Raw genomic sequence first — 18864 nt, 5'->3', positions numbered from 1 at the left:
AGGCCGATCACCGCGACACCGACCATGTCCTCGCCGCGGTCGAACGCCGCGTCGACCTCCTCGGGGCGGCCGATGCCCATCAGAGCGGAGTAGTCGCTCCAGTTCACGCCCTCACCGCGCATCGCCCGGTCCAGCAGGAACCGCTGCCTGCCGTCGGAGCGTTCGCCGGTGCGTTCCCAGTCCGCGGCCAGGTAGCGCCACACGGCGGCGGTGTCGGCACGCGAGGTCGAGGCCAGGATCCGGCACAGCTCCCGCACGTGACCGGGTTCGCTGGCCTGCGCGAGCTCGCCCAGGACACCGGGCGGGCAGCCCAGGTCGTGCCACGCCAGCCGCGCCAGCGTCGGCACCTCGTCGACGTCCACCCAGCCGTCGGCCCCGCCCCGCCCGATCTCGGCAGGCGTCAGCGAGGCCCGATACCGGGCGTGTTCGATCGGGATCACTCTCAGACCTGCGGCACCGCGCGCAGCAACGCACGCGTGTAGTCGTGAGACGGGGTGAGCAGGACTTCTTCGGCTGAGCCTTGTTCCACGATTTTCCCCTGATGCATCACCGCGACCCGGTCGGCGATCTGCCACGCCAGCCCTAGGTCGTGCGTGATGATCAATGAAGCAAGGCCCAGTTCCCGGCGCAACCGGAGCAGCAGCGCCACGATCTCCCCGCGCACCGAGGCGTCCAGGGACGCGACGGGCTCGTCGGCCACCAGCAGGCGGGGCTCCAGCACCAGCGCTCCGGCGATCACCACGCGCTGCTGCTGACCCCCGGACAGCTCGTGCGGAAGCGCCTGCAGATACAGGCTCGCCGGACGCAGCTCTGCCCGTTCCACAGCGGCCGTGACCAGGGATTCCTCATCGCCGGGAATGCCGTGCACCCGCAGTCCCTCCGCCACCGCGTCGACGATCCTGTGACGCGGGTTGAGGGCGCTGGAAGGATCTTGAAGCACAAGCTGGACCTGGCGCCGGAAGGCCTTGAGCGCCTTGCCGTTGCGGGCCACCTCGGCGCCGTCGAAGATCACCCGACCGGAGGACGGCTTTCGCAGACCCATTATGGTACGAGCCAGTGTCGTTTTGCCGGATCCGGACTGCCCGACCAGCGCCACGATCTCGCCCCGCCCGATCGTCAGGTCCACCCCGTCGACCGCGCGCGTCCGGCCGTAGTCCACGACCAGATCCCGCACCTGCAGCAACGGCTCCGGCTCCGGCGCGGGCTCGGCCCAGCGGTGCGCCGGGTCGCCGATCACCGGGAACGCCGCCGTCAGCGCCGCGGTGTGCGGGTGCCGGGGGTTCGCGATCACCTCACGGGTGCGGCCGCGTTCGACCAGCGCGCCGCGGTGCATCACCGCGAGGTCGTCGCACGTCTCGGCCAGCACCGACAGGTCGTGGCTGATCATCAGCAACCCGAGGTCCTGCTCGCGGACCAGCCGTGTCATCAGCGCCAGCACCTGGGCCTGGACCACGACGTCGAGCGCGGTGGTCGGCTCGTCCGCGACGACCAGCCGTGGCCCGCACGCCAGCGCCATCGCGATCATGACCCGTTGCCTCTGCCCGCCGGAGAGCTCGTGCGGATACGCCCGCGCCTTGTCCCGGGGCAGTTCGACCTGCTCCACCAGGTCGAGCGCGTTGCCTTCGACGCCGTGCAGGCGCATGGGTTCGGCGATCTGGTCACCGACGCGCTGTACCGGGTTGAGCGAGTGCATCGCGCCCTGGAACACGATCGACGCCGCCGCCCACCGCACCGCCCGCAACCGGCCCCACGACATCGTCGCCACGTCGTCGCCGTCGAGCAGGATCTCGCCGGTCACGCTCGCCGACTTGGGCAGCAGCCGCAGCACCGACATCGCCACCGTCGACTTGCCCGACCCCGACTCACCCGCCAGACCCAGCGTCTGACCGGGAGCCAGGGCGAGGTTCACGTCGTTGACGACGCACTTCGGTCCGTAGTGGACGGTGAGGTTCTTCAACTCCAGCAAGGGGTTCACCTCTTCGGCGTCACGACGGCTTCGAGGGCGCGCCCGACGAGCGTGAACGCCAGCACCACCACCACGATCGCGAGACCCGGCGGCAGCAGGAACCACCACGCGCGCTGCGGCACCGCCCCGTGCAGCTGCGCCTGGTGCAGCATCGCGCCCCACGAGATCCGCGTCGGATCACCCAGCCCCAGAAACGCCAGCGTCGACTCCGCCACGATCGCCGACGCCACCGCCAGCGTCGCGTTGACCAGCACCAACGGCACCACCGACGGCAGCACGTGCCGTCCGATCACGTGCGTGTGGCCGCCGCCCAGGGCCCGTGCGCGTTCCACGAACGGTCGGGCCTCGATCGTCAGCGTCTGCGCCCGCACCATCCGCGCCGTCGACGGCCAGCTCGTCAGCCCGATCGCCAGGATGATCGTGCCCAGGCCGCGCGGCAGCACCGTCGACAACGCGATCGCCAGCACCAGCGCCGGCAACACCAGGAAGAAGTCCGTGACCCGCAGCAACGCGCCCGCCAGCAGGCCGCCGAAGTGACCGCTCAGGATCCCCACGAGCGTGCCGATGCCGACCGCGAGCACCGCCGCCGTCAGCCCGACGAACAACGACGTCCCCGTGCCCTGCGCCATCAGCAACGCCACCGAGCGTCCGGTGTGGTCGGTACCCAGCCAGTGCCCGGGCCCCGGTGGCTGCCACGCGCCGTCGGTCACGCGGGTGACGTCGAGGGCGTCGGCGGGGATCAGCAGCGGCGCGAGCAGGGCGATCAGCGCGGCCACGGCCAGCACCGCCGCACCGGCCACCCCGGCGCGCTGTGCCAGAAACCCGCCCCGGTCCACCCTGCCCGCCAGGAAACCGCCCACCGCGCCGACTCCCCTCATACGACCTTCACCCGCGGATCCAGGACCCCGTGCAGCAGGTCGGCGAGCAGGTTCATCACCACGACCGCGCCCGCCGTCACCACCAGCAACCCCTGCAGCAACAGGTAATCGGGCCCGGTCAGCGCGTCGTAGAACAACAACCCCAGACCCGGCCAGGAGAACACCGTCTCCGTCGTGATCGCCCCTGCCACCACCAGCCCGAACCGCAGGAACACCAGCGTGATCGCCGGCAGCACCGCGTTCGGCACGGCATGACGGCGCCGCACCACATCGTCACGCAGACCCTTCGCACGGGCCGTCGTCAGATAGGGGGCGTGCATCTCCTCCAGCAACGACGACCGCATCACCAGCATGTACTCCGCGCACACCACCGCGACCAGCGTGACCGACGGCAGCACCAGGTGATGGCCGACGTCGAGCGCCTGCGACACGAAGTCCGGCGCCGTGTCCGTGTCGCGCATGCCCCGCGACGGGAACAGATCCCCGGTCACCATCATCAGCAGCATGCCGAGCCAGAACGTCGGCACCGCCCACAACGTCAGCGACACCCCCGTCGTGACCCGGTCGAAGCCCGAGTCACGACGCCACGCCGCCCGCACCCCGAGCCACAGCCCCAGCCCCACCGCGATCAACGTCGCCGTGCCGACCAGCAGCAACGTCGGCCCGAGGCGTTCGAGGATCACATCGGCGACCGGCCGGCGGAACGTGAACGACGTCCCCAGATCGCCCTGCAGCAGCGAGGTGAAGTAGTTCCAGAACTGCTCGGGCAGCGGGCGGTCCAGGCCGAACTGCGCGCGCAGTTCGGCCTGCATCGCCGCCGTGGTCGGACGGCCGCGCGTCATGGAGACCACGGGGTCGCCGGGCACCACCCGGAACAGGAAGAAACCCAGCACCGCCACCATCACCAGGCTGAGCGCCGCACCACCGAACCGACCGGCCAGACGCACCTACTCGCGCTCCCCTGCCGTGGCGTTGCGCCGCCGGGCCATCACGACCACCACCGCCACCAGCACGGCGATCACCGCGCCACCCAGCGCCAGCCCGACCCACCTGCTGCCCTGGGCCTGCACCGCCCGGCCGGCCGGTTCGGCGCCGTAGTAGCCCCACATGCCGTTCTGCGCCATGATCACGCCGCCCTGCGCGGGCTGCGTCGTGAACGTCGCGAAGTGATCCGAGCGGTAGCCCTCCAGCGCGTTCTCGTACGACAGGATCACCGCGGGCACCTGGTCGTAGAAACGGGCCTGCATCTGCTTGACGATCTCCACGCGCTTGCCCTCGTCGAACTCCGAGAGCTGCTGGGCGTAGAGCTTGTCGTAGGTCTCGTCGCAGAAGTAGGCGTCGGTCGTGCCGCCCTTGCCGTCCGCGCCCGGCCGTTGCGCGCAGGTGTGCAGGCTCAGGATGAAGTCCGGGTCGATGTTCGTCGCCCAGCCGGAGAACGCCAGGTCGTAGGTCGCGGCGGTGGTCGCCTCGTTGAGCTGGTTGTCCGACACCAGCCGCACGTCCAGCGGAATGCCGATCTCGCCCATCGACCGCTTGAGGTACTCGGAGGCCTGCTCGTCATACGCCCGCCCGGCCCGTCCGATGAGCCGGAGCGGGAAACGGGTGCCGTCGGCCTTGCGCGGGAACCCCGCCGCGTCGAGCGCCGCGTTCGCCGCCGCCGGGTCGAACCTGCGCTGCTCTTGTTCAGTCGGCTGCCAGTGCCACTTGCCGAACACCGGCGGCACCAGGCCAGAGCCCTTCTCCGCGTAACCGAGATTCACCCGCTGAACGAGGGCGTCGAGGTCGACGGCCTGCGCGATCGCCCGCCGCACCCGCACGTCCTTCAACGCCGGGTTGCCGTCACCGATCGGCTCACCGGTGCGCGTCTGCGCGCCGGGGTTGATCATCAGCTCGGTGAAGCGGCGGCCCTGCGCCTTGTTGCGGGTCACCCCGGCCTTGCCGTCGAGCGAGTCGAACTGGGCCGGCGCCATCCGGTTGACCAGGTCGACCTCGCCCTTGCCCAGCGCCTGCACCGCGGCGTCGGAGTTCTGGAAGTACACGAAGTGCAGCTCGTCGAACTTCGCCGCGCCGCGCCAGTAGTTCTTGTTGGCCTTGAGCTTGATGAACTGCCCCGCCACGTGCTCGGTCAGCACGAACGGACCGGAGCCCACGACGGGCATCTGGTCGTTGGCGTAGTCCTTGATGCCCGAGACCTTCTCCCACACGTGCTTGGGCACGATCGGGACGTCCAGCGCCAGCATCGTCACCTGCGGCGTCTTGGTCCGGATGACGACGGTGCGGTCGTCGGGCGCGGTGACGTCCTGGAAGTTGGTGACGAAGCTGCCGTTCGCGGTCCTGGCGACCGAGTCGGACAGCATCAGGTTGTAGGTGAACGCGACGTCGCGCGCGGTGATCGGCTCGCCGTCGGACCACTTCTTGCCCTCGGGGACCGTGAAGGTCCAGGTGAGCTTGTCGGGCGAGGGCTCCCACTTGTTCGCCAGGCCCTCGGTCACCGTCTGGTCGGCCGCCGTGTAGGCGGTCAGGTAGTCGTACATCAACCGGCCGATCTCGGTGCTCGACTGGAACACCGCGAGGAACGGGTTCATCGAGTCGATCTGCTGCACGATCGCGACCTTCAGAATCACTGGCGCCTGCGCTGTCGCAGGTGGTGCCGAAAGCCCCACTGTCGTTGCTATTGCAAGCAACGCGCACAACTTCACCCGCACGAAAACCCCTCTTCCCCAGCAGCCCACCGCTAACTTACCGAGATGTGCGGATCATGATCTCGGCGGACATGGAAGGCGCCACCGGAGTCACCTGGACCGGGGACGTCACCCCTGGTACCGAGCAGTGGCAACGGTTCCGGCGCCTGTTCACAGCAGACGTCAACGCCTGCGTCAGCGGCCTGGTCGCGGGCGGGGCACAGCAGGTGGTCGTCAACGAGGCGCATTCCTCGCAACGCAACCTCCTGCTCGAAGACCTCCACGAGTCGGCGCGGATGCTCACCGGCCGGCACAAGCCGCTGTCGATGATGCAAGGTATCGACTCCGATGTGGACGGAGTGGTTTTTCTCGGCTACCACACCGGTGCCGGCTCCCGCGGCGTGCTCGCGCACACCTACATGGAGAACTCCATCACCGGCGTGTGGCTCGACGGCGTCCTCGCCTCCGAAGGACGTCTCAACGCCGCGCTGGCAGCCGAGTACGGCGTTCCCGTGCTGCTCGTGACCGGTGACGACCTGACTTGTGAGGACGCCGCGTCCTACGCGGCTCCGGCGTGGACGGTGGCGGTCAAGGAGTGCGTGTCGCGGTATGCGGCCGTGTGCCTGCCACCGGCGGTGACTTCTTCACAGATCACAGAAGCGGCCACCGCCGCGATGGCCTCGGCCGGGCGTTCGGACGCTGTCGTGGCGCCGCACCACGTCGAGGTCGAGTTCGACGCCTCGCATCTGGCCGAGGCCGCCGCCGTCGTGCCGACCGTGGACCTGATCGGGGTGCGCCGCGTCGGGTTCGACGCGGTGTCCATGACCGAGGCGATGAAGGCGTTCAAGGTCGTCACCCACATCGCGGGCGCGGCGATCGAGGACGTCTACGGCTGATCACAGGCCGGCGAGAACGAGCAGCCGTTCCATCCGCGCCTCGGGCAGCCGCGGTGAGGCCGCCGCCGCGTGCACGGTCCGCTCGTCCACGTCGTCGAGCAACGCGATCAGCGCCTCCACGGGCAGGTTGCGGTGCCCGGCGACCGCGTACCGCACCTCGGCGTCAGGATCGGCGGCCAGCCGCGTGGCGATCCCGGCGGGCAGATCCGGGTCGCGCGGCGCCAGGCACCGCATCCGCGGGTCGGGGTCGGTGGCGAACCGGCGCAACACCTCCGCGGGAAACGTCAGCTCGTCCGCCGGCCGCCACGGGGTGAACTTCGCGCTCGAGGGACTGAACTCGCGGTCGATGCGCTCCGCCGTCACCGCGTCCACCAGATGCGGGGCGCGCCGGGCCATCGTCGAGCGGACGTCGTACTCGTCGTCGGCGAGCAGCCGGGCGACCACCTCCGGGGGCAGTGGCTGCTCGCTGGAAGCCGCCGAGACGCGGAAACAGGGGTACGGGGAGTCGACGTGCGGCAACGGGTCGGCGCACACCCAGTCCAGGCGCAGCATCTGCAGCTCACCGAGCACCAGCATCCGTTCGATCCGCGCTCCGTCCTCGCCGCCGAAGCCCAGCGAGTGGGGCCCGGTGAGGAGCTGTGCGTGGATGGCCGACCGCAGCGGTGCGGGGGTGTCCTCCCGCCCGAAGACCGCGAGCCTGACCAGTGCGTTCGGATCCGTGCTGAGCGCGTCGCGCAGTTCGGACGGCAGTTGCGGGTGTTTGGCCACCTCCACCCGTACGTCCGCGTCGGGGTCCTGGGAGAGCCGGCGCGCCGTCGGCTCGTCGAGGGTGAGGTGCCGGATCACTCCGACCCTGGTGACCGGATCGGCGAGTAGGGCGGGGATCAGGTCGGGCGGTGGCACCGGGCGAGGCAGACGGGGGTGGTGGTCCGAGCACGCGGCCTCGCGGACCTCGTCTTCCACGTCGGTCAGCAAGGTGCGCCGCACGTGCTCGGGTGCGGCCGGCCAATGGCGGGCCAGCGCCTCCCGGACCTTGTCGCTCGGGTCGGTCGCCAGACGTGCCCGCAGGTCGTCCGGCATGGCGGCGTTCCCGGCGAGGTACTCGCGGGTCGTCGGCTCGGGGTCGGCCAGCAGCAGCTCGAACACCTCGCGCGAGGTGCCCTGATCGCAGCTCATCGCGACCCTGGCCCGCACGGAGACGTCGGGATGGCGTGCCAGCCGGAGCCGGAACGAGTCTGGCAGGCCGTCGTTGAGCGCCAGCGAGCGCAGCAGCCGGGGCCGGTCCGCGGCGATCATCTCGTCGATCAGCCCGGCCGTGAGGTCCGGCCGCTTCCCGATCTCGTCCGGCCCCTGGCGGTGCGCGATCAGGCGGCGGATCATGCCCTCGGGCAGCGCCGGGTTGAGCGCGAGCCCCTCCAGGGCCATCTGCAGGTGCATCGGTGTCCCCCATCGCGATCGGCACAGGCCCGTGACATTTCCACACCAGGGCGGCGGATACGGTGGCGTTCATGACGCTGGACGTGGCGCAGCTGTGCGCGCAGCTCATCCGGTTCGACACGACCAACCGCGGTGGCGGGGACTGCGCGGGTGAGCGCGAGGCCGCCGAGCACGTCGCGGCGATCCTGCACGACAACGGCGCGCCGCCCACGTTGCTCGAACCGGCACCGCGGCGCACCAACGTCCTCGCGCGCATCCACGGCACCGACCCGTCGCTGCCCGCCGTGCTGGTCCAGTCGCACCTCGACGTCGTGCCCGCCGATTCCGCCGAGTGGAGCTTCGACCCGTTCGCAGGCGAGATCCGCGACGGGTTCGTGCACGGCCGGGGCGCGGTGGACATGAAGGACATGGCCGCCATGACGCTGGCCGTGATCCACCGCTGGCACACCGAAGGGCGCCGTCCGCGCCGTGACGTGGTGCTGGCGTTCGTGGCCGACGAGGAAGACCAGGGCGCCTATGGGGCGCATTGGCTCGTGGAGCACCACGCCGCCCACTTCGCCGGTGTCGAGGCCGCGATCAGCGAGTCCGGCGCGTTCTCCTACGACGTCGACGGCGTGCGGCTGTACCCGATCGGCACCGCCGAGCGCGGCACGTCGCACATGAAGCTCACCGCCACCGGCCGCGCCGGGCACGGGTCGCGGCGCAACGACCAGAACGCGGTGACCGCGCTGGTCACGTCACTGGCGCGGATCGCGGCGTTCGAACACCCCGTGCGGCTGACGCCGACCGTCGAGGCGTTCCTCGTGGGCGCCGGCAAGGCGTTGGGAGTGGAGGTCGACCTGGACGACGTCGACGGCACGCTGACCCGCCTCGGCCCCGCCGCCAAGCTGGCCGAGAACACCGTGCGCTGCTCGGCCACGCCGACGATGCTGCAGGCCGGCTACAAGGTCAACGTCATCCCCGGCACCGCCACCGCGCAGCTCGACGTCCGCACGCTGCCCGGCACCGTCGACGAGCTCGCCGCCACCATCGACTCGCTGCTCTCGCCCGGCGTGACCCGCGAGGTCCTCGAGGACCAGCCGCCCGTCGAGGCACCCGTCGACACGGCGTGGTTCACCGCCATGGCCGACGCCCTGCGCGACGAGGACCCCGCCGCGGCCGTCGTGCCGTACTGCCTGGGCGGCGGCACCGACGCCAAGGCGTTCAGCCAGCTGGGCATCCACTGCTACGGCTTCTCGCCGCTACAACTGCCCGTGGGCTTCGACTACCGCGCGATGGCACACGGCGTCGACGAACGCGTGCCCGTCGCCGGCCTGGAGTTCGGGGTGCGCGTCCTAGACCGGTTCCTGTCGAGCTGACCGCTGCTCGATGAGCTCCTGCACCGCGCTGGGCAGCGTCGTCTCGAAGTCGATCAGCTTCGCCCACGTCGGCGTCACCACGATCCGCACCATGCCGTCGTAGAGCGACCGCACCTCGCGCTCCCACTCCACCCGCTGCTCCGGCGACATGTCGTAGCTGCCGTTCATCTGCAGGTACTCCTGCGGGATGCCGTCGACCTCGTCGAGCTCGACGGTGCCGCGGATCAGCAGGATCTTCGGCGGGTGCACCTCGGTGTCGATCGTCAGCGCCACCACCGGGTTCGCCCGCAGCGCGTGCAGCTTCGGCGCGTTCGTCGAGGTGCACAGCACGAGGTGCTCGCCGTTCCAGGTGTGCGCGATCGGAATCGCGCGCGGCGTGCCGTCCTTGGCCACGTACGCCATCCGCAGCATGTCGCGGTGCAGCAGCTCCTTGCTGTGCGGCCGGTTCAGAACCTCGGTGATCTCGCTCCGCGTCATCGTCGTCATGCCCCGGGGACGCAGCCGTGACGACGTTCTCGACATCGTGGCCGCAGATTTCCGCTAGCGGGGTGGCAGCGGCAGCTCCATCGCGGGCAGGCCGTCGATGGACGCGATGTTGTAGGGCTTCTTGTTCGTGTACTCGCGGAACTCGTCGTCGCTCTTGCGGCCGAAGTAGTCCGCGTGCAGGTCCCGCTCCGAGCGGTAGTCCATGAACGGCACCGCGAACCCGCAGGTGTCGCTGATCAGCTCGGCCGTCACCACGACCACCGCCCGCAGCGCCGGCCCGTCCGCCTCCCCGAAGCCCGCGACCAGCTCCGCGAAGCGCGGGTCGTCGCGGAACACCGGCTCACCCCGGCCGTGGATCCGCACGATGTTCGGCGGCCCCTCGAACGCGCACCACATCAGCGTGACGCGGCCGTTCTCCCGCAGATGCGCGATCGTCTCGGCGTGGCTGCCGCCGAAGTCGAGGTAGGCGACCGTGCGGTCGTCGAGGATCCGCAGCGTCCCCTGCCGGCCCTTGGGCGAGAGGTTGATGTGCCCGTCACCCGCCAGCGGCGCGCTCGCCACGAAGAACACCTTCTGGCTCTCGATGAACTCCCACAGCCGCGGCTCGATCCGCTCGTATTCCTTACCCATGCGAAGCAGTATCGATCGCCTCGCGGAACCTGTCAGCCACCTTTCCCAGGTGGTGAACGAGCTCCGGCGGCCCGTCGACGGAGAACCCGCACCCCAGCATGCCCAGGTACACGGCCAGCATCTCGACCGTGTCCGCCCCGGCCGTCAACCGGCACGACGACTCGCCCGTCGCCTCCACCAGCGCCGCCGGGACCTTCGCCGCCACCTGCTCGGCCGGCGCGTGGACGGTCACCGTCGCCCGGAACCGCCACGCCGCCGTCGCCAGCCCCTTCGCCAGATGGGCCTCCAGATCCGGCAGGTCACGCGGGGTGAACCTCGGGCCGTTCGGCACGCGCGGACGCACCCGGTCGGCCCGGAACGTCCGCCAGTCCTGCCTGCCGACGTCCCATCCGACCAGGTACCAGCGGCCGCGCAGATGCACGAGCCGATACGGCTCCACCTCACGGCGATCCTGCTCGCCGTCGAACTTCACGTAGTCGAACCGCAGCCGCTCCCGAGCCCGGCAGGCGTTGACGATCTGCACCGTCACCGCGGGGTCGAGCTCCGCGGCCGTGCCGACCGTGTACTCCTGCAACGCGCCGACCCGGTGTCTGAGCCTGCTCGGCAGCACCTGCTCCAGCTTCTTGAGCGCCCGCTCCGCGGTCTCGGAGTCCTGCGTGCTCAGACTCAGCGCGACCGCCACCGCCTCGTCGTCATCGAGCAGCAACGGCGGCAGCGTCGCCCCCGCACCCAACCGGTACCCGCCCGCCACACCGGACGTCGCGTGCACCGGATAGCCCAGGTTGCGCAGCCGCTCCACGTCGTTGCGCACGGTCCGCGTCGTCACACCGAGCCGCTCGGCCAGATCCGGACCCCTCCAGTCGCGCGAGGCCTGCAACAACGACAGCAGTTTCAGCAACCGTGCCGACGTCTCCAGCATGCGCACCATCCTCGCTCCGATCGAGGAACGAACCGTTCCGCAATCGTTCCTAGCGTGGCACCCATGAACCCATTCCGCGTGGACATCCCCGAAGCCGACCTCGCCGACCTGCGCCACCGCCTCACCACGACGCGCTGGCCCGCCCAGTCCGGCACCGGCGGCTGGAGCAGGGGCGTCCCCGTCGCCGAACTGCGGGACCTGGCCGCCTACTGGGCCGACGGCTTCGACTGGCGCGCCACCGAGGCCCGCCTCAACGCCCTGCCGCAGTTCGTCACCGAGATCGACGGCCAGCCGATCCACTTCGTCCACGTCCGCGGCCCCCGCGAAGACGCCCTGCCGCTGCTGCTCATCCACGGCTGGCCCACGACGTTCGCCGACTTCGCCGCCGTGACCGCCGAACTCGCCCGCGACCACCACGTCGTCGTACCGTCCATCCCCGGCTTCGGCTTCTCCACCCCGGTCACCGGCGCCTGGGACGTCTCCCGCACCGCCGCCGCGTTCGTCACCCTGATGGACTCCCTGGGCTACGCCCGCTACGGCATCCAGTCAGGCGACGTCGGCGCGGGCATCGCCGGCGCCATGAGCCGGCTGACCCCGGCCGTGGCCGCGCTGCACGTCAACGGCCCCAGCTCCCACCCGTTCGGCGGCCCGCTCCCGCTCGACGGCCTGACCGGCGTCGAACTCAGACGAGCCGGACGGTTCAACGACGCCGTCGCCACCGGCCTGGGATACCTGCAGCTCATGTCCACCAAGCCCTGGACGATCGGCTTCTCCCTGACCGACTCGCCGGCCGGCCTGCTGGCGTGGATCTTCGAGAAGTTCCACGCCTGGAGCACGCAGGTGCACCGCGACGTGCTGCTCACCGCCGCGTCGATCTACTGGTTCACCGGCACCGGAGCCACCTCGGCCGAGTTCGTCTACGAATCGATGAACGCGCCCGGCACCTGGGCGACCGCGACCGCGCCCACCGGCTTCGCGACCTTCGCCGCAGACAACGGCATCCGCTCGCTGCTCGACCCGAACCACGAGGCCGAGCACTGGACCGAGTACGACCGCGGCGGCCACTTCCCAGCCAGCGAGGTGCCCGACCTCTACGTCGCCGACGTCCGCAAGTACTTCTCCGCCTACCAGCAGGCCGAGTTCCACTGACCGCGCCGGCGTGCGTGTGCCGGGGACGCTCCTGGGGGTGTGTCCCCGGCACGCACGATCACGCTTGGCCCGAGGCCTTGCGCGCTTCCAGCTCCACCCGGTCCCAGTGGGCCTGCCAGTCCTGCTCCGGCAGGTTCGAGTTGTTCGCCCGCAGCCCGGCGACCCCGTCGAGCCCCTCGCGCAGGATGTCCGCGTGCCCGGCGTGCCGGTTCGCCTCGGCGATCTGGTGGACGAGCAGCAGGTGCAGCGTCACGTACTTGCGCTCCTCCGGCCACCACGGCACCACACCGGGCGCGTCCAGCGGCAGTTCCTCGATGCTGGTGTCGGCGAAGGCCGTCGCCCGCGCGAACAACCCCAGCACGTCCTCACGCGACTCCTCCGCCGTGGCGAACATGTCCGAGTTCGGATCGGCATCGACGTCGAAGGGCAGCTTCTCGGGGAACGGGCGGCCCAGGCAGTCGCCGAAATAGCCCGCCTCGACCCCGGCCAGGTGCTTGACCAGGCCCAGCAGGTTCGTGCCCGTCGGCGTCAACGGGCGGCGCACGTCGTACTCCGACAGGCCCTCGAGCTTCCACAGCAACGCCTCGCGGGCGACCTTCAGATAACGGTGCAGGTCGGCTTTCGGGTCAGAGGCCATGCCCCTCACCCTCGCAGAGTCGCGTCGGCGGTGGCGGCGATTTCCTCCAGCCTGGCGTGGTGCCCGGCCCACCAGCCGGCGTCCACCGCCGGCATGTTGGTGTTGCCGTCCTGCATGCCCGTCGCGCCGTCGATCAGCTCCCGCACCACGTCCGCGTGCCCGGCGTGCCGGTGCAACTCGATCGACACCTGCACCAGGACCTGCCGCAACGTCACCTCACGCCGCCCCTCCGACCACCACGACACCCGGCCCGGCGCGTCCAGCGGCAGCGCCGCGATCGTCGCGTCCGCGAACTCCCGCACCCGCCCGTAGAAGCCGGCGACCGACTCCCGCGACTCGCCGGCGTCGGCGAACATGTCCGAAGCCGGTAAGGCCTCCGCCGTCGACCACCGCGGCGGATCGGGGAACGGCCGGTCGAACACGCGCCCGAAGTAGTTGAGCTCCACCCCGGCCGCGTGCTTCACCAGCCCCAGCAGGTTCGTGCCCGTCGGCGTCAACGGCCGCCGCGCGTCGTACTCCGACAAGCCCTCGAGCTTCCACAGCAACGCCTCGCGCGCCGCGGTCAGATACCGGTGCAGCAATGCCTTCTCGTCCACACCCCGCAGCGTCTCAGACGGCACCGACAGTTCTGAGCACCCGCGCATCCAGGTGATCCACCCGTCCCACCAGGCAACCCCATACGGATGGCGGGATGACAGCGTGCCTTCACACGCACTACACATTGCGAAGCCATGTCCCTGCCGTGGTACGAAAGGGTTGCCCTGCATGCGAAAGAGCCATCTCAGACCCCTGATCGGGGTCACCGTCGCCGCGAGCGTCGTGTTCGCCATGGGAGGCGTGCCCACCGGCGCGGCCCCCGACGCCGCGGAAACGACGACGAACTACCAGGTCAGCAACGTCCGCAACGCTGAACAGCGCAGCAAGCTCGCCAAGTCCGGTGCCGCGATCGACTCGGTCGAGGAACACGGCATCGTCGTGATCACCGCGACCGCGCGCGAGGCGAAGAACCTGAAGGCACAGGGGTTCGAGGTCACCGAGCTGCCCAAGCGGATGGAGGCGAACGCGGACATCGGCCCGTTCGACTTCCCCGCGGCGGACTCGAACTACCACAACTACGCCGAGATGACGACGGAGATCAACAACGCCGTCGCGGCGTACCCGAACCTGATCAGCAAGCAGGTCATCGGCAAGTCCTACGAGAACCGCGACATCGTCGCCCTCAAGATCAGCGACAACGTCGGCGTCGACGAGAACGAGCCGGAGGTGCTGTTCACGCACCACCAGCACGCCCGTGAGCACCTCACCGTCGAGATGGCGCTGTACCTGATCAACCAGTTCACGACCCAGTACGCGTCGGACGCGCGCATCAAGGGCCTCGTGGACACCCGCGAGATTTGGATCATCCCGGACGTCAACCCCGACGGCGGCGAGTACGACATCGCGACCGGCAGCTACCGGTCCTGGCGCAAGAACCGGCAGCCCAACGCCGGCTCGGCCAACGTCGGCACCGACCTCAACCGCAACTGGGGCTACAAGTGGGGCTGCTGCGGCGGTTCCAGCGGCAGCACCGGTTCCGACACCTACCGCGGGCCGAGCGCGGAGTCCGCGCCCGAGGTGAAGGTCGTGTCCGACTTCGTGCGTGGCCGCAACGTCGGTGGCAAGCAGCAGATCGGCGCGTCCATCGACTTCCACACCTACAGCGAGCTCATCCTGTGGCCGTGGGGCTGGACCTACGACGACGTCGCGCCCGGCCTGACCCAGGACCAGCGCGACACGTTCGCCACCATCGGCCAGCAGATGGCGGCCAGCAACAACTACACGCCCGAGCAGTCCAGCGACCTGTACATCACCGACGGGTCGATCCCCGACTGGCTGTGGGGCACGCAGGGCATCTTCGCCTACACCTTCGAGATGTACCCCGGTAGTGCCGGGGGTGGCGGCTTCTACCCGCCCGACGAGGTGATCCCGGCGCAGACCTCCCGCAACAAGGAGGCCGTGCTGCAGCTGCTCGAACGCGCCGACTGCCCGTACGAGGCCATCGGCAAGGAAGCGCAGTACTGCGGCGTCACCCCGCCCAACCCCGGCAAGTTCTTCGAGAACGCCGCGGACTTCCAGATCAGGGACAACACCACCATCAACTCCCCGATCACGGTGGCCGAGGTGACCGGCAACGCGCCGTCGACCCTCAAGGTCGCGGTGGACATCAAGCACACCTACCAGGGCGACCTGAAGGTGGACCTGGTGGCTCCGGACGGCACCGTCTACGTCCTGCACAACCGCTCCGGCGGCGGCACGGACAACATCAACACCACCTACACCGTCAACGCCTCCAGCGAGGTCGCCAACGGCACCTGGCAGCTGCGGGTCAACGACAACGCCAACCAGGACACCGGGTTCCTCGACAAGTGGAGCCTGCAGTTCTAGTTCGGTGAGTCAGGGCGCCGGTACGCCGGCGCCCTGACGCTCGTAGTCCTTCACACGCATCGAGTCGTGCATCCGCACGCCCTTCGAGTTCAGCTTCGCCACCGGCCGCACCACCCACGACGGCAACGACGTCAGCAGCTGCGCGCCTCTCGCGAGCGCCCACACACCCAGCCGGGTGGCCGGGATCAGCGTCTTCGCCACACCGAGCGCGAACGCCCTGCTGCGGTGCACGATGTCGCGCATCTCGTTCTCGTACCGCGCGAACGCCGCCTCATGATCCGATCCCGAGGCCAGCTCGCCCGCCAGCACGTACGCGCCCAGCACCGCCAGACTCGTGCTGCCGCCGATCGCCGGACCGGGGCAGTAGGCCGCGTCGCCGACCAGCGCCACCCGCCCGCGCGTCCACGTGTCCTCGCGCAGCTGCGTGATCGAGTCGAAGTAGAACGCCCCGTCGCCGTCCAGGTGCTCCAGCCACGAGTCGACCTCGCGATGCTGCCCCGCGAACGCCTCGCGCAGCAGTTCCTTCTGCCGTGCCACGTCGCGGTGGTGGTAGGAGAGCTCAGGTGAGCGGAACAGGAACACCGCGCGTGCGTCGTCCAGGTGCCGTGCGCCGTACACCGCCGCCGTACGCCCAGGCCCGATGTGCCCGGTCATCTCACCCGGCACACCCAACTCCCGCGGCACGGACAACACGGCCAGATAGGCGCCCACGAACGTCTTGTCGACCTCCCCGAACACGAGGCGCCGCACGTTCGAATGCAGCCCGTCCGCACCGATGACCAGGTCGAACCGTCGCGGCGCACCGGCCTCGAAGCCCACCTCGTCACCGATGGACGTGATCGAGTCGCCGAACACGTACTCGACGTCGGCGCGCGTGGCGTCGTAGTAGATCTCGCTCAGGTCGTCGCGCATGACCTCCACGTGCCGGTCAGAGGCGGCCGCGAACAACTTCGTGACGTCGGCGCTGATCGGCTTGCGCGTGCCCTCCCGCAGGTACGTCAGCCGCGTCGTGCCGGTCGCCAGCGCCTCGATGCGCGGCAGCACCCCCATGCGTTCGGAGATGTCCATCGCCGGCTTGAACAGGTCCACCGCGTGCCCGCCGGTCTTGCGCAGCACCGGCGACCGTTCGACCACCGTCACCTCGTGCCCGTACCGCGTGAGCCAGTACGCCAGCACCGGCCCGGCGACACTCGCCCCGGAAACGAGAACTCGCACGTCAAACCTCCTTACTTAACGGTCGGTAAGTGAACTGCCGCGAGCCTACACCCGCGACTTACCGATCGTTAAGTAATATTCGGCGCGTGGCCAAGTCCGACACCAAGCAGAGGATCCTGCAGACCGCGCGGGAGCTGTTCGCCTCCCAGGGCGTGCAGCAGACCAGCCTGCAGGAGATCGCCGACCGCCTCGGCATCACCAAACCCGCGCTCTACTACCACTTCACCTCACGCGAAGACCTCGTCCGCAGCATCGTCGGCCCCCTGCTCGACGACGGTGAAGGGTTCCTCGCGCGCATGGAGGAACGCGCCGAGGTAGCGCCGCTGGAACTGGTCGAGGGGTTCTTCGACTTCCACCACCGCCACCGCAAGGACATGATGCTGCTGCTCACCGAGCTGACCACACTCGCGGAGCTAGGCCTGATCGACGTCGTGCTGTCCTGGCGCGCCCGCCTCACCCACCTCGTGTTCGGGCCGGACGCGACGCTCGAACAGCAGACCAGGGCGGTGCTGGCGTTCGGCGGCATGCAGGACTGCACCATGCAGTTCCCCGACGCGCCGTTCGACGAGCTGCGCGCCGCGACCGTGACGGCCGCCTGCGCCGCCCTGGGGATCGACTAGACCGTCTCGGTCGCACGCTCCACATCGCGGTTCGCCCGGTGCTGCTGGACCGAGTAGGCCAGCGCGGCGGCCCACACCACGTAGATCAGGCCGTAGATCGGCCACTTCACCGCGTCGCTCGCGTCGATCCAGTCGCTGCGCAGCAACGTGCGGACGTTGGTCAGGATGATCACGCCACCGACCGCCGACCCCAGCACGCGCGGCGGGATGTGCCGCACCAGCCAGGCCGCGATCGGCGCGGCGATCAGGCCACCGGCCAGCAGCGCGAGCACCCACGTGAAGTTGACGCCCTCGTTGCCGATGCCCACGAAGAAGCCCACACTCGCGGCCACCGCGACGAGGAACTCGCTGGTGTCGATCGACCCGATCGTCTTGCGCGGCTCCAGCCGGCCGCTGGCGAGGATCGCGGGCGTGCCGACCGGCCCCCAGCCACCGCCGCCGGTCGAGTCCACGAACCCGGCGACCAGGCCCAGCGGGGCGAGGAACCTCTTGCGCAGCGGCTTGCCCAGGTTCGTGCGCGGCAGCCCGAACGTGGTGAACCGGATCAGCACGTACAGACCCAGCGCCAGCAGCACGAGCGACATCACCGGCGCGGCCACCTCGGTGGACAGGCTCGACAGGAACGTCGCCCCGGCGAACGCGCCCACCGCGCCCGGGATGCCGATCTTCGCGACGACCTTCCAGTCCACGTTGCCGAAACGCCAGTGCGAGAACCCCGACGCCAGCGTCGTGCCGATCTCGGCCAGGTGCACCGTCGCCGACGCCGCGGCGGGGTTGGTGCCGATCGCGAGCAACAGGGTCGTCGAGGTCACGCCGTACGCCATGCCGAGGCTGCCGTCGACGAGCTGCGCGCCGAGGCCCACCAGCGCGAGGAGGATCAGTTGTCGCATGCCGGCCGTCCAATCCGTCGGGTCCAAGGCCATGATCCGGACCAGGGCAAGATCGACCAACGGTGACCACATACCGGAACCCTTGGTGGCCAAGGGGGTTGCCAATTCGCCCCGACGCGGTTAAAAGCCGCCGTTCGGTCGCTGTCGGCCGGCGCTCAAGTGGACGAACATCACGCGATGGCCCTTCGCCGCGCCTGGGTGCTCCCGCTGACACCCGTCGCCGTCGTACTGCTGATCGCGATCGCACTCGTCCCGCTCACCGGCGAGCACGACGCCTGGCTGCTCCTCGTCCTGATCGGCGCCACCGTTCTCGCGGCGGCGGTCGCGGCCGCCGCCGGACGCGTCTCCGGTGACCCAGCCGAACGACCGTGGACGATCGCCATCGGCACCGGCCTGCTCACCGCCGTCACACCGTTCGCGGTCAGCGGCCTGCTGGACGGGCCAGCGACCGCGTTGATCGTCCTGCCCTGGCTGGTCTTCGGCCTCGGCGCGGGGTACTGGCAGCTGCACCTGTGCGAGGGAGCGCGATCACGTCCCCTGCACGCCGCCATAGGATTCGGCTACACCTTCGTTTTCACCGCCGTGACGCTGCTGCTCGCAGTGGTGTCCGCGCGGCTCGTTGACTAGATGAGAACGGACTCTCGAAACCGCTCTCGGCTCGGCTGAGCGCGGGGTAGG

At 69.9% G+C, this 18864-nt stretch carries 18 protein-coding genes; 6 read left to right on the top strand and 12 right to left on the bottom strand.

Going from position 1 to position 18864, the window contains the following annotated elements; all coding sequences use genetic code 11:
* Positions 1-442: 442 nt before the first annotated feature.
* The 4 genes from BM417_RS34245 to BM417_RS34230 are packed head-to-tail and all read right to left on the bottom strand — an operon-like array spanning position 443 to position 5468.
* Entirely contained in the window at positions 443-1975 is a 1533-nt protein-coding gene (locus BM417_RS34245; protein WP_093603093.1) for an ATP-binding cassette domain-containing protein, read from the bottom strand.
* A complete protein-coding gene (locus BM417_RS34240) occupies positions 1972-2844 on the bottom strand; it encodes an ABC transporter permease (protein WP_093603091.1) in 873 nt (290 codons plus the stop codon). The genes BM417_RS34245 and BM417_RS34240 overlap by 4 nt, the downstream gene beginning before the upstream one ends.
* On the bottom strand, positions 2841-3746 hold the full coding sequence (locus BM417_RS34235) for an ABC transporter permease (protein WP_093603407.1): 906 nt from the start codon (positions 3744-3746) through the stop codon (positions 2841-2843). Before BM417_RS34235 ends, BM417_RS34240 begins: the two co-directional genes overlap by 4 nt.
* Positions 3747-3791: 45 nt before the next feature.
* The gene (locus BM417_RS34230; protein WP_245822345.1) at positions 3792-5468 is read right to left on the bottom strand and encodes an ABC transporter substrate-binding protein; all 1677 of its coding nucleotides are present in this window, start codon (positions 5466-5468) and stop codon (positions 3792-3794) included.
* Positions 5469-5593: 125 nt separating this feature from the next.
* On the opposite strand from BM417_RS34230, the gene BM417_RS34225 reads away from it, so the two are divergent.
* Positions 5594-6421: a M55 family metallopeptidase gene (locus BM417_RS34225; RefSeq protein ID WP_093603089.1), complete on the top strand. Its 828-nt coding sequence runs from the start codon at positions 5594-5596 to the stop codon at positions 6419-6421.
* Here the strand turns inward: BM417_RS34225 and BM417_RS34220 are convergent, their stop codons facing one another.
* Positions 6422-7858 (bottom strand): hypothetical protein, encoded by a 1437-nt coding sequence (locus tag BM417_RS34220; protein ID WP_093603087.1) that lies wholly within the window; start codon positions 7856-7858, stop codon positions 6422-6424.
* Positions 7859-7929: 71 nt separating this feature from the next.
* Between BM417_RS34220 and BM417_RS34215 the strand changes: the two genes are divergently transcribed.
* Complete coding sequence (locus tag BM417_RS34215; protein ID WP_093603403.1) at positions 7930-9216, top strand: M20/M25/M40 family metallo-hydrolase; 1287 nt, start codon at positions 7930-7932, stop codon at positions 9214-9216.
* Here BM417_RS34215 and BM417_RS34210 read toward each other — a convergent pair.
* The 3 genes from BM417_RS34210 to BM417_RS34200 form a co-directional block, all read right to left on the bottom strand.
* Positions 9193-9693 carry a pyridoxamine 5'-phosphate oxidase family protein gene (locus tag BM417_RS34210; RefSeq protein WP_093603405.1) on the bottom strand — a complete coding sequence of 167 codons (501 nt, stop codon included), beginning with the start codon at positions 9691-9693 and terminating at the stop codon, positions 9193-9195. The genes BM417_RS34215 and BM417_RS34210 overlap by 24 nt on opposite strands.
* Before the next feature lie 63 nt (positions 9694-9756).
* Positions 9757-10332 carry a pyridoxamine 5'-phosphate oxidase family protein gene (locus tag BM417_RS34205; protein ID WP_093603085.1) on the bottom strand — a complete coding sequence of 192 codons (576 nt, stop codon included), beginning with the start codon at positions 10330-10332 and terminating at the stop codon, positions 9757-9759.
* Positions 10325-11251, bottom strand: coding sequence for a helix-turn-helix transcriptional regulator (locus BM417_RS34200; protein WP_093603401.1), 927 nt, complete (start codon positions 11249-11251; stop codon positions 10325-10327). Before BM417_RS34200 ends, BM417_RS34205 begins: the two co-directional genes overlap by 8 nt.
* A 63-nt stretch (positions 11252-11314) precedes the next feature.
* Between BM417_RS34200 and BM417_RS49950 the strand changes: the two genes are divergently transcribed.
* Positions 11315-12400, top strand: coding sequence for an epoxide hydrolase family protein (locus BM417_RS49950; RefSeq protein ID WP_093603083.1), 1086 nt, complete (start codon positions 11315-11317; stop codon positions 12398-12400).
* A 58-nt stretch (positions 12401-12458) separates the two neighbouring features.
* Here BM417_RS49950 and BM417_RS34190 read toward each other — a convergent pair whose 3' ends face one another.
* Positions 12459-13037 carry a DinB family protein gene (locus tag BM417_RS34190; protein WP_093603081.1) on the bottom strand — a complete coding sequence of 193 codons (579 nt, stop codon included), beginning with the start codon at positions 13035-13037 and terminating at the stop codon, positions 12459-12461.
* 5 nt (positions 13038-13042) lie between these two features.
* Positions 13043-13657 carry a DinB family protein gene (locus tag BM417_RS34185; protein WP_245822344.1) on the bottom strand — a complete coding sequence of 205 codons (615 nt, stop codon included), beginning with the start codon at positions 13655-13657 and terminating at the stop codon, positions 13043-13045.
* A 145-nt stretch (positions 13658-13802) separates the two neighbouring features.
* On the opposite strand from BM417_RS34185, the gene BM417_RS34180 reads away from it, so the two are divergent.
* Positions 13803-15461 carry a M14 family metallopeptidase gene (locus BM417_RS34180; RefSeq protein ID WP_093603077.1) on the top strand — a complete coding sequence of 553 codons (1659 nt, stop codon included), beginning with the start codon at positions 13803-13805 and terminating at the stop codon, positions 15459-15461.
* A 9-nt stretch (positions 15462-15470) separates the two neighbouring features.
* On the opposite strand, the gene BM417_RS34175 is transcribed toward BM417_RS34180, so the two are convergent.
* Complete coding sequence (locus tag BM417_RS34175; protein WP_093603076.1) at positions 15471-16676, bottom strand: FAD-dependent monooxygenase; 1206 nt, start codon at positions 16674-16676, stop codon at positions 15471-15473.
* 86 nt (positions 16677-16762) lie between these two features.
* Here BM417_RS34175 and BM417_RS34170 point away from each other — a divergent pair, with 86 nt between their 5' ends.
* Positions 16763-17296 carry a TetR/AcrR family transcriptional regulator gene (locus BM417_RS34170; RefSeq protein ID WP_093603074.1) on the top strand — a complete coding sequence of 178 codons (534 nt, stop codon included), beginning with the start codon at positions 16763-16765 and terminating at the stop codon, positions 17294-17296.
* Here the strand turns inward: BM417_RS34170 and BM417_RS34165 are convergent.
* Positions 17293-18186, bottom strand: a complete 894-nt coding sequence (locus tag BM417_RS34165; protein WP_093603072.1) for a sulfite exporter TauE/SafE family protein — start codon at positions 18184-18186, stop codon at positions 17293-17295. The genes BM417_RS34170 and BM417_RS34165 overlap by 4 nt on opposite strands.
* Positions 18187-18363: 177 nt before the next feature.
* On the opposite strand from BM417_RS34165, the gene BM417_RS34160 reads away from it, so the two are divergent.
* Entirely contained in the window at positions 18364-18813 is a 450-nt protein-coding gene (locus tag BM417_RS34160; RefSeq protein ID WP_093603070.1) for a hypothetical protein, read from the top strand.
* The last annotated feature ends 51 nt before the right edge of the window (positions 18814-18864 follow it).

The sequence above is a fragment of the Lentzea waywayandensis genome (genome assembly GCF_900115955.1).
GTDB lineage: Bacteria > Actinomycetota > Actinomycetes > Mycobacteriales > Pseudonocardiaceae > Lentzea > Lentzea waywayandensis.
The sequence above is the reverse complement of the archived record's forward strand: the minus strand, read 5'-3'. Positions and strand labels throughout refer to the sequence as shown.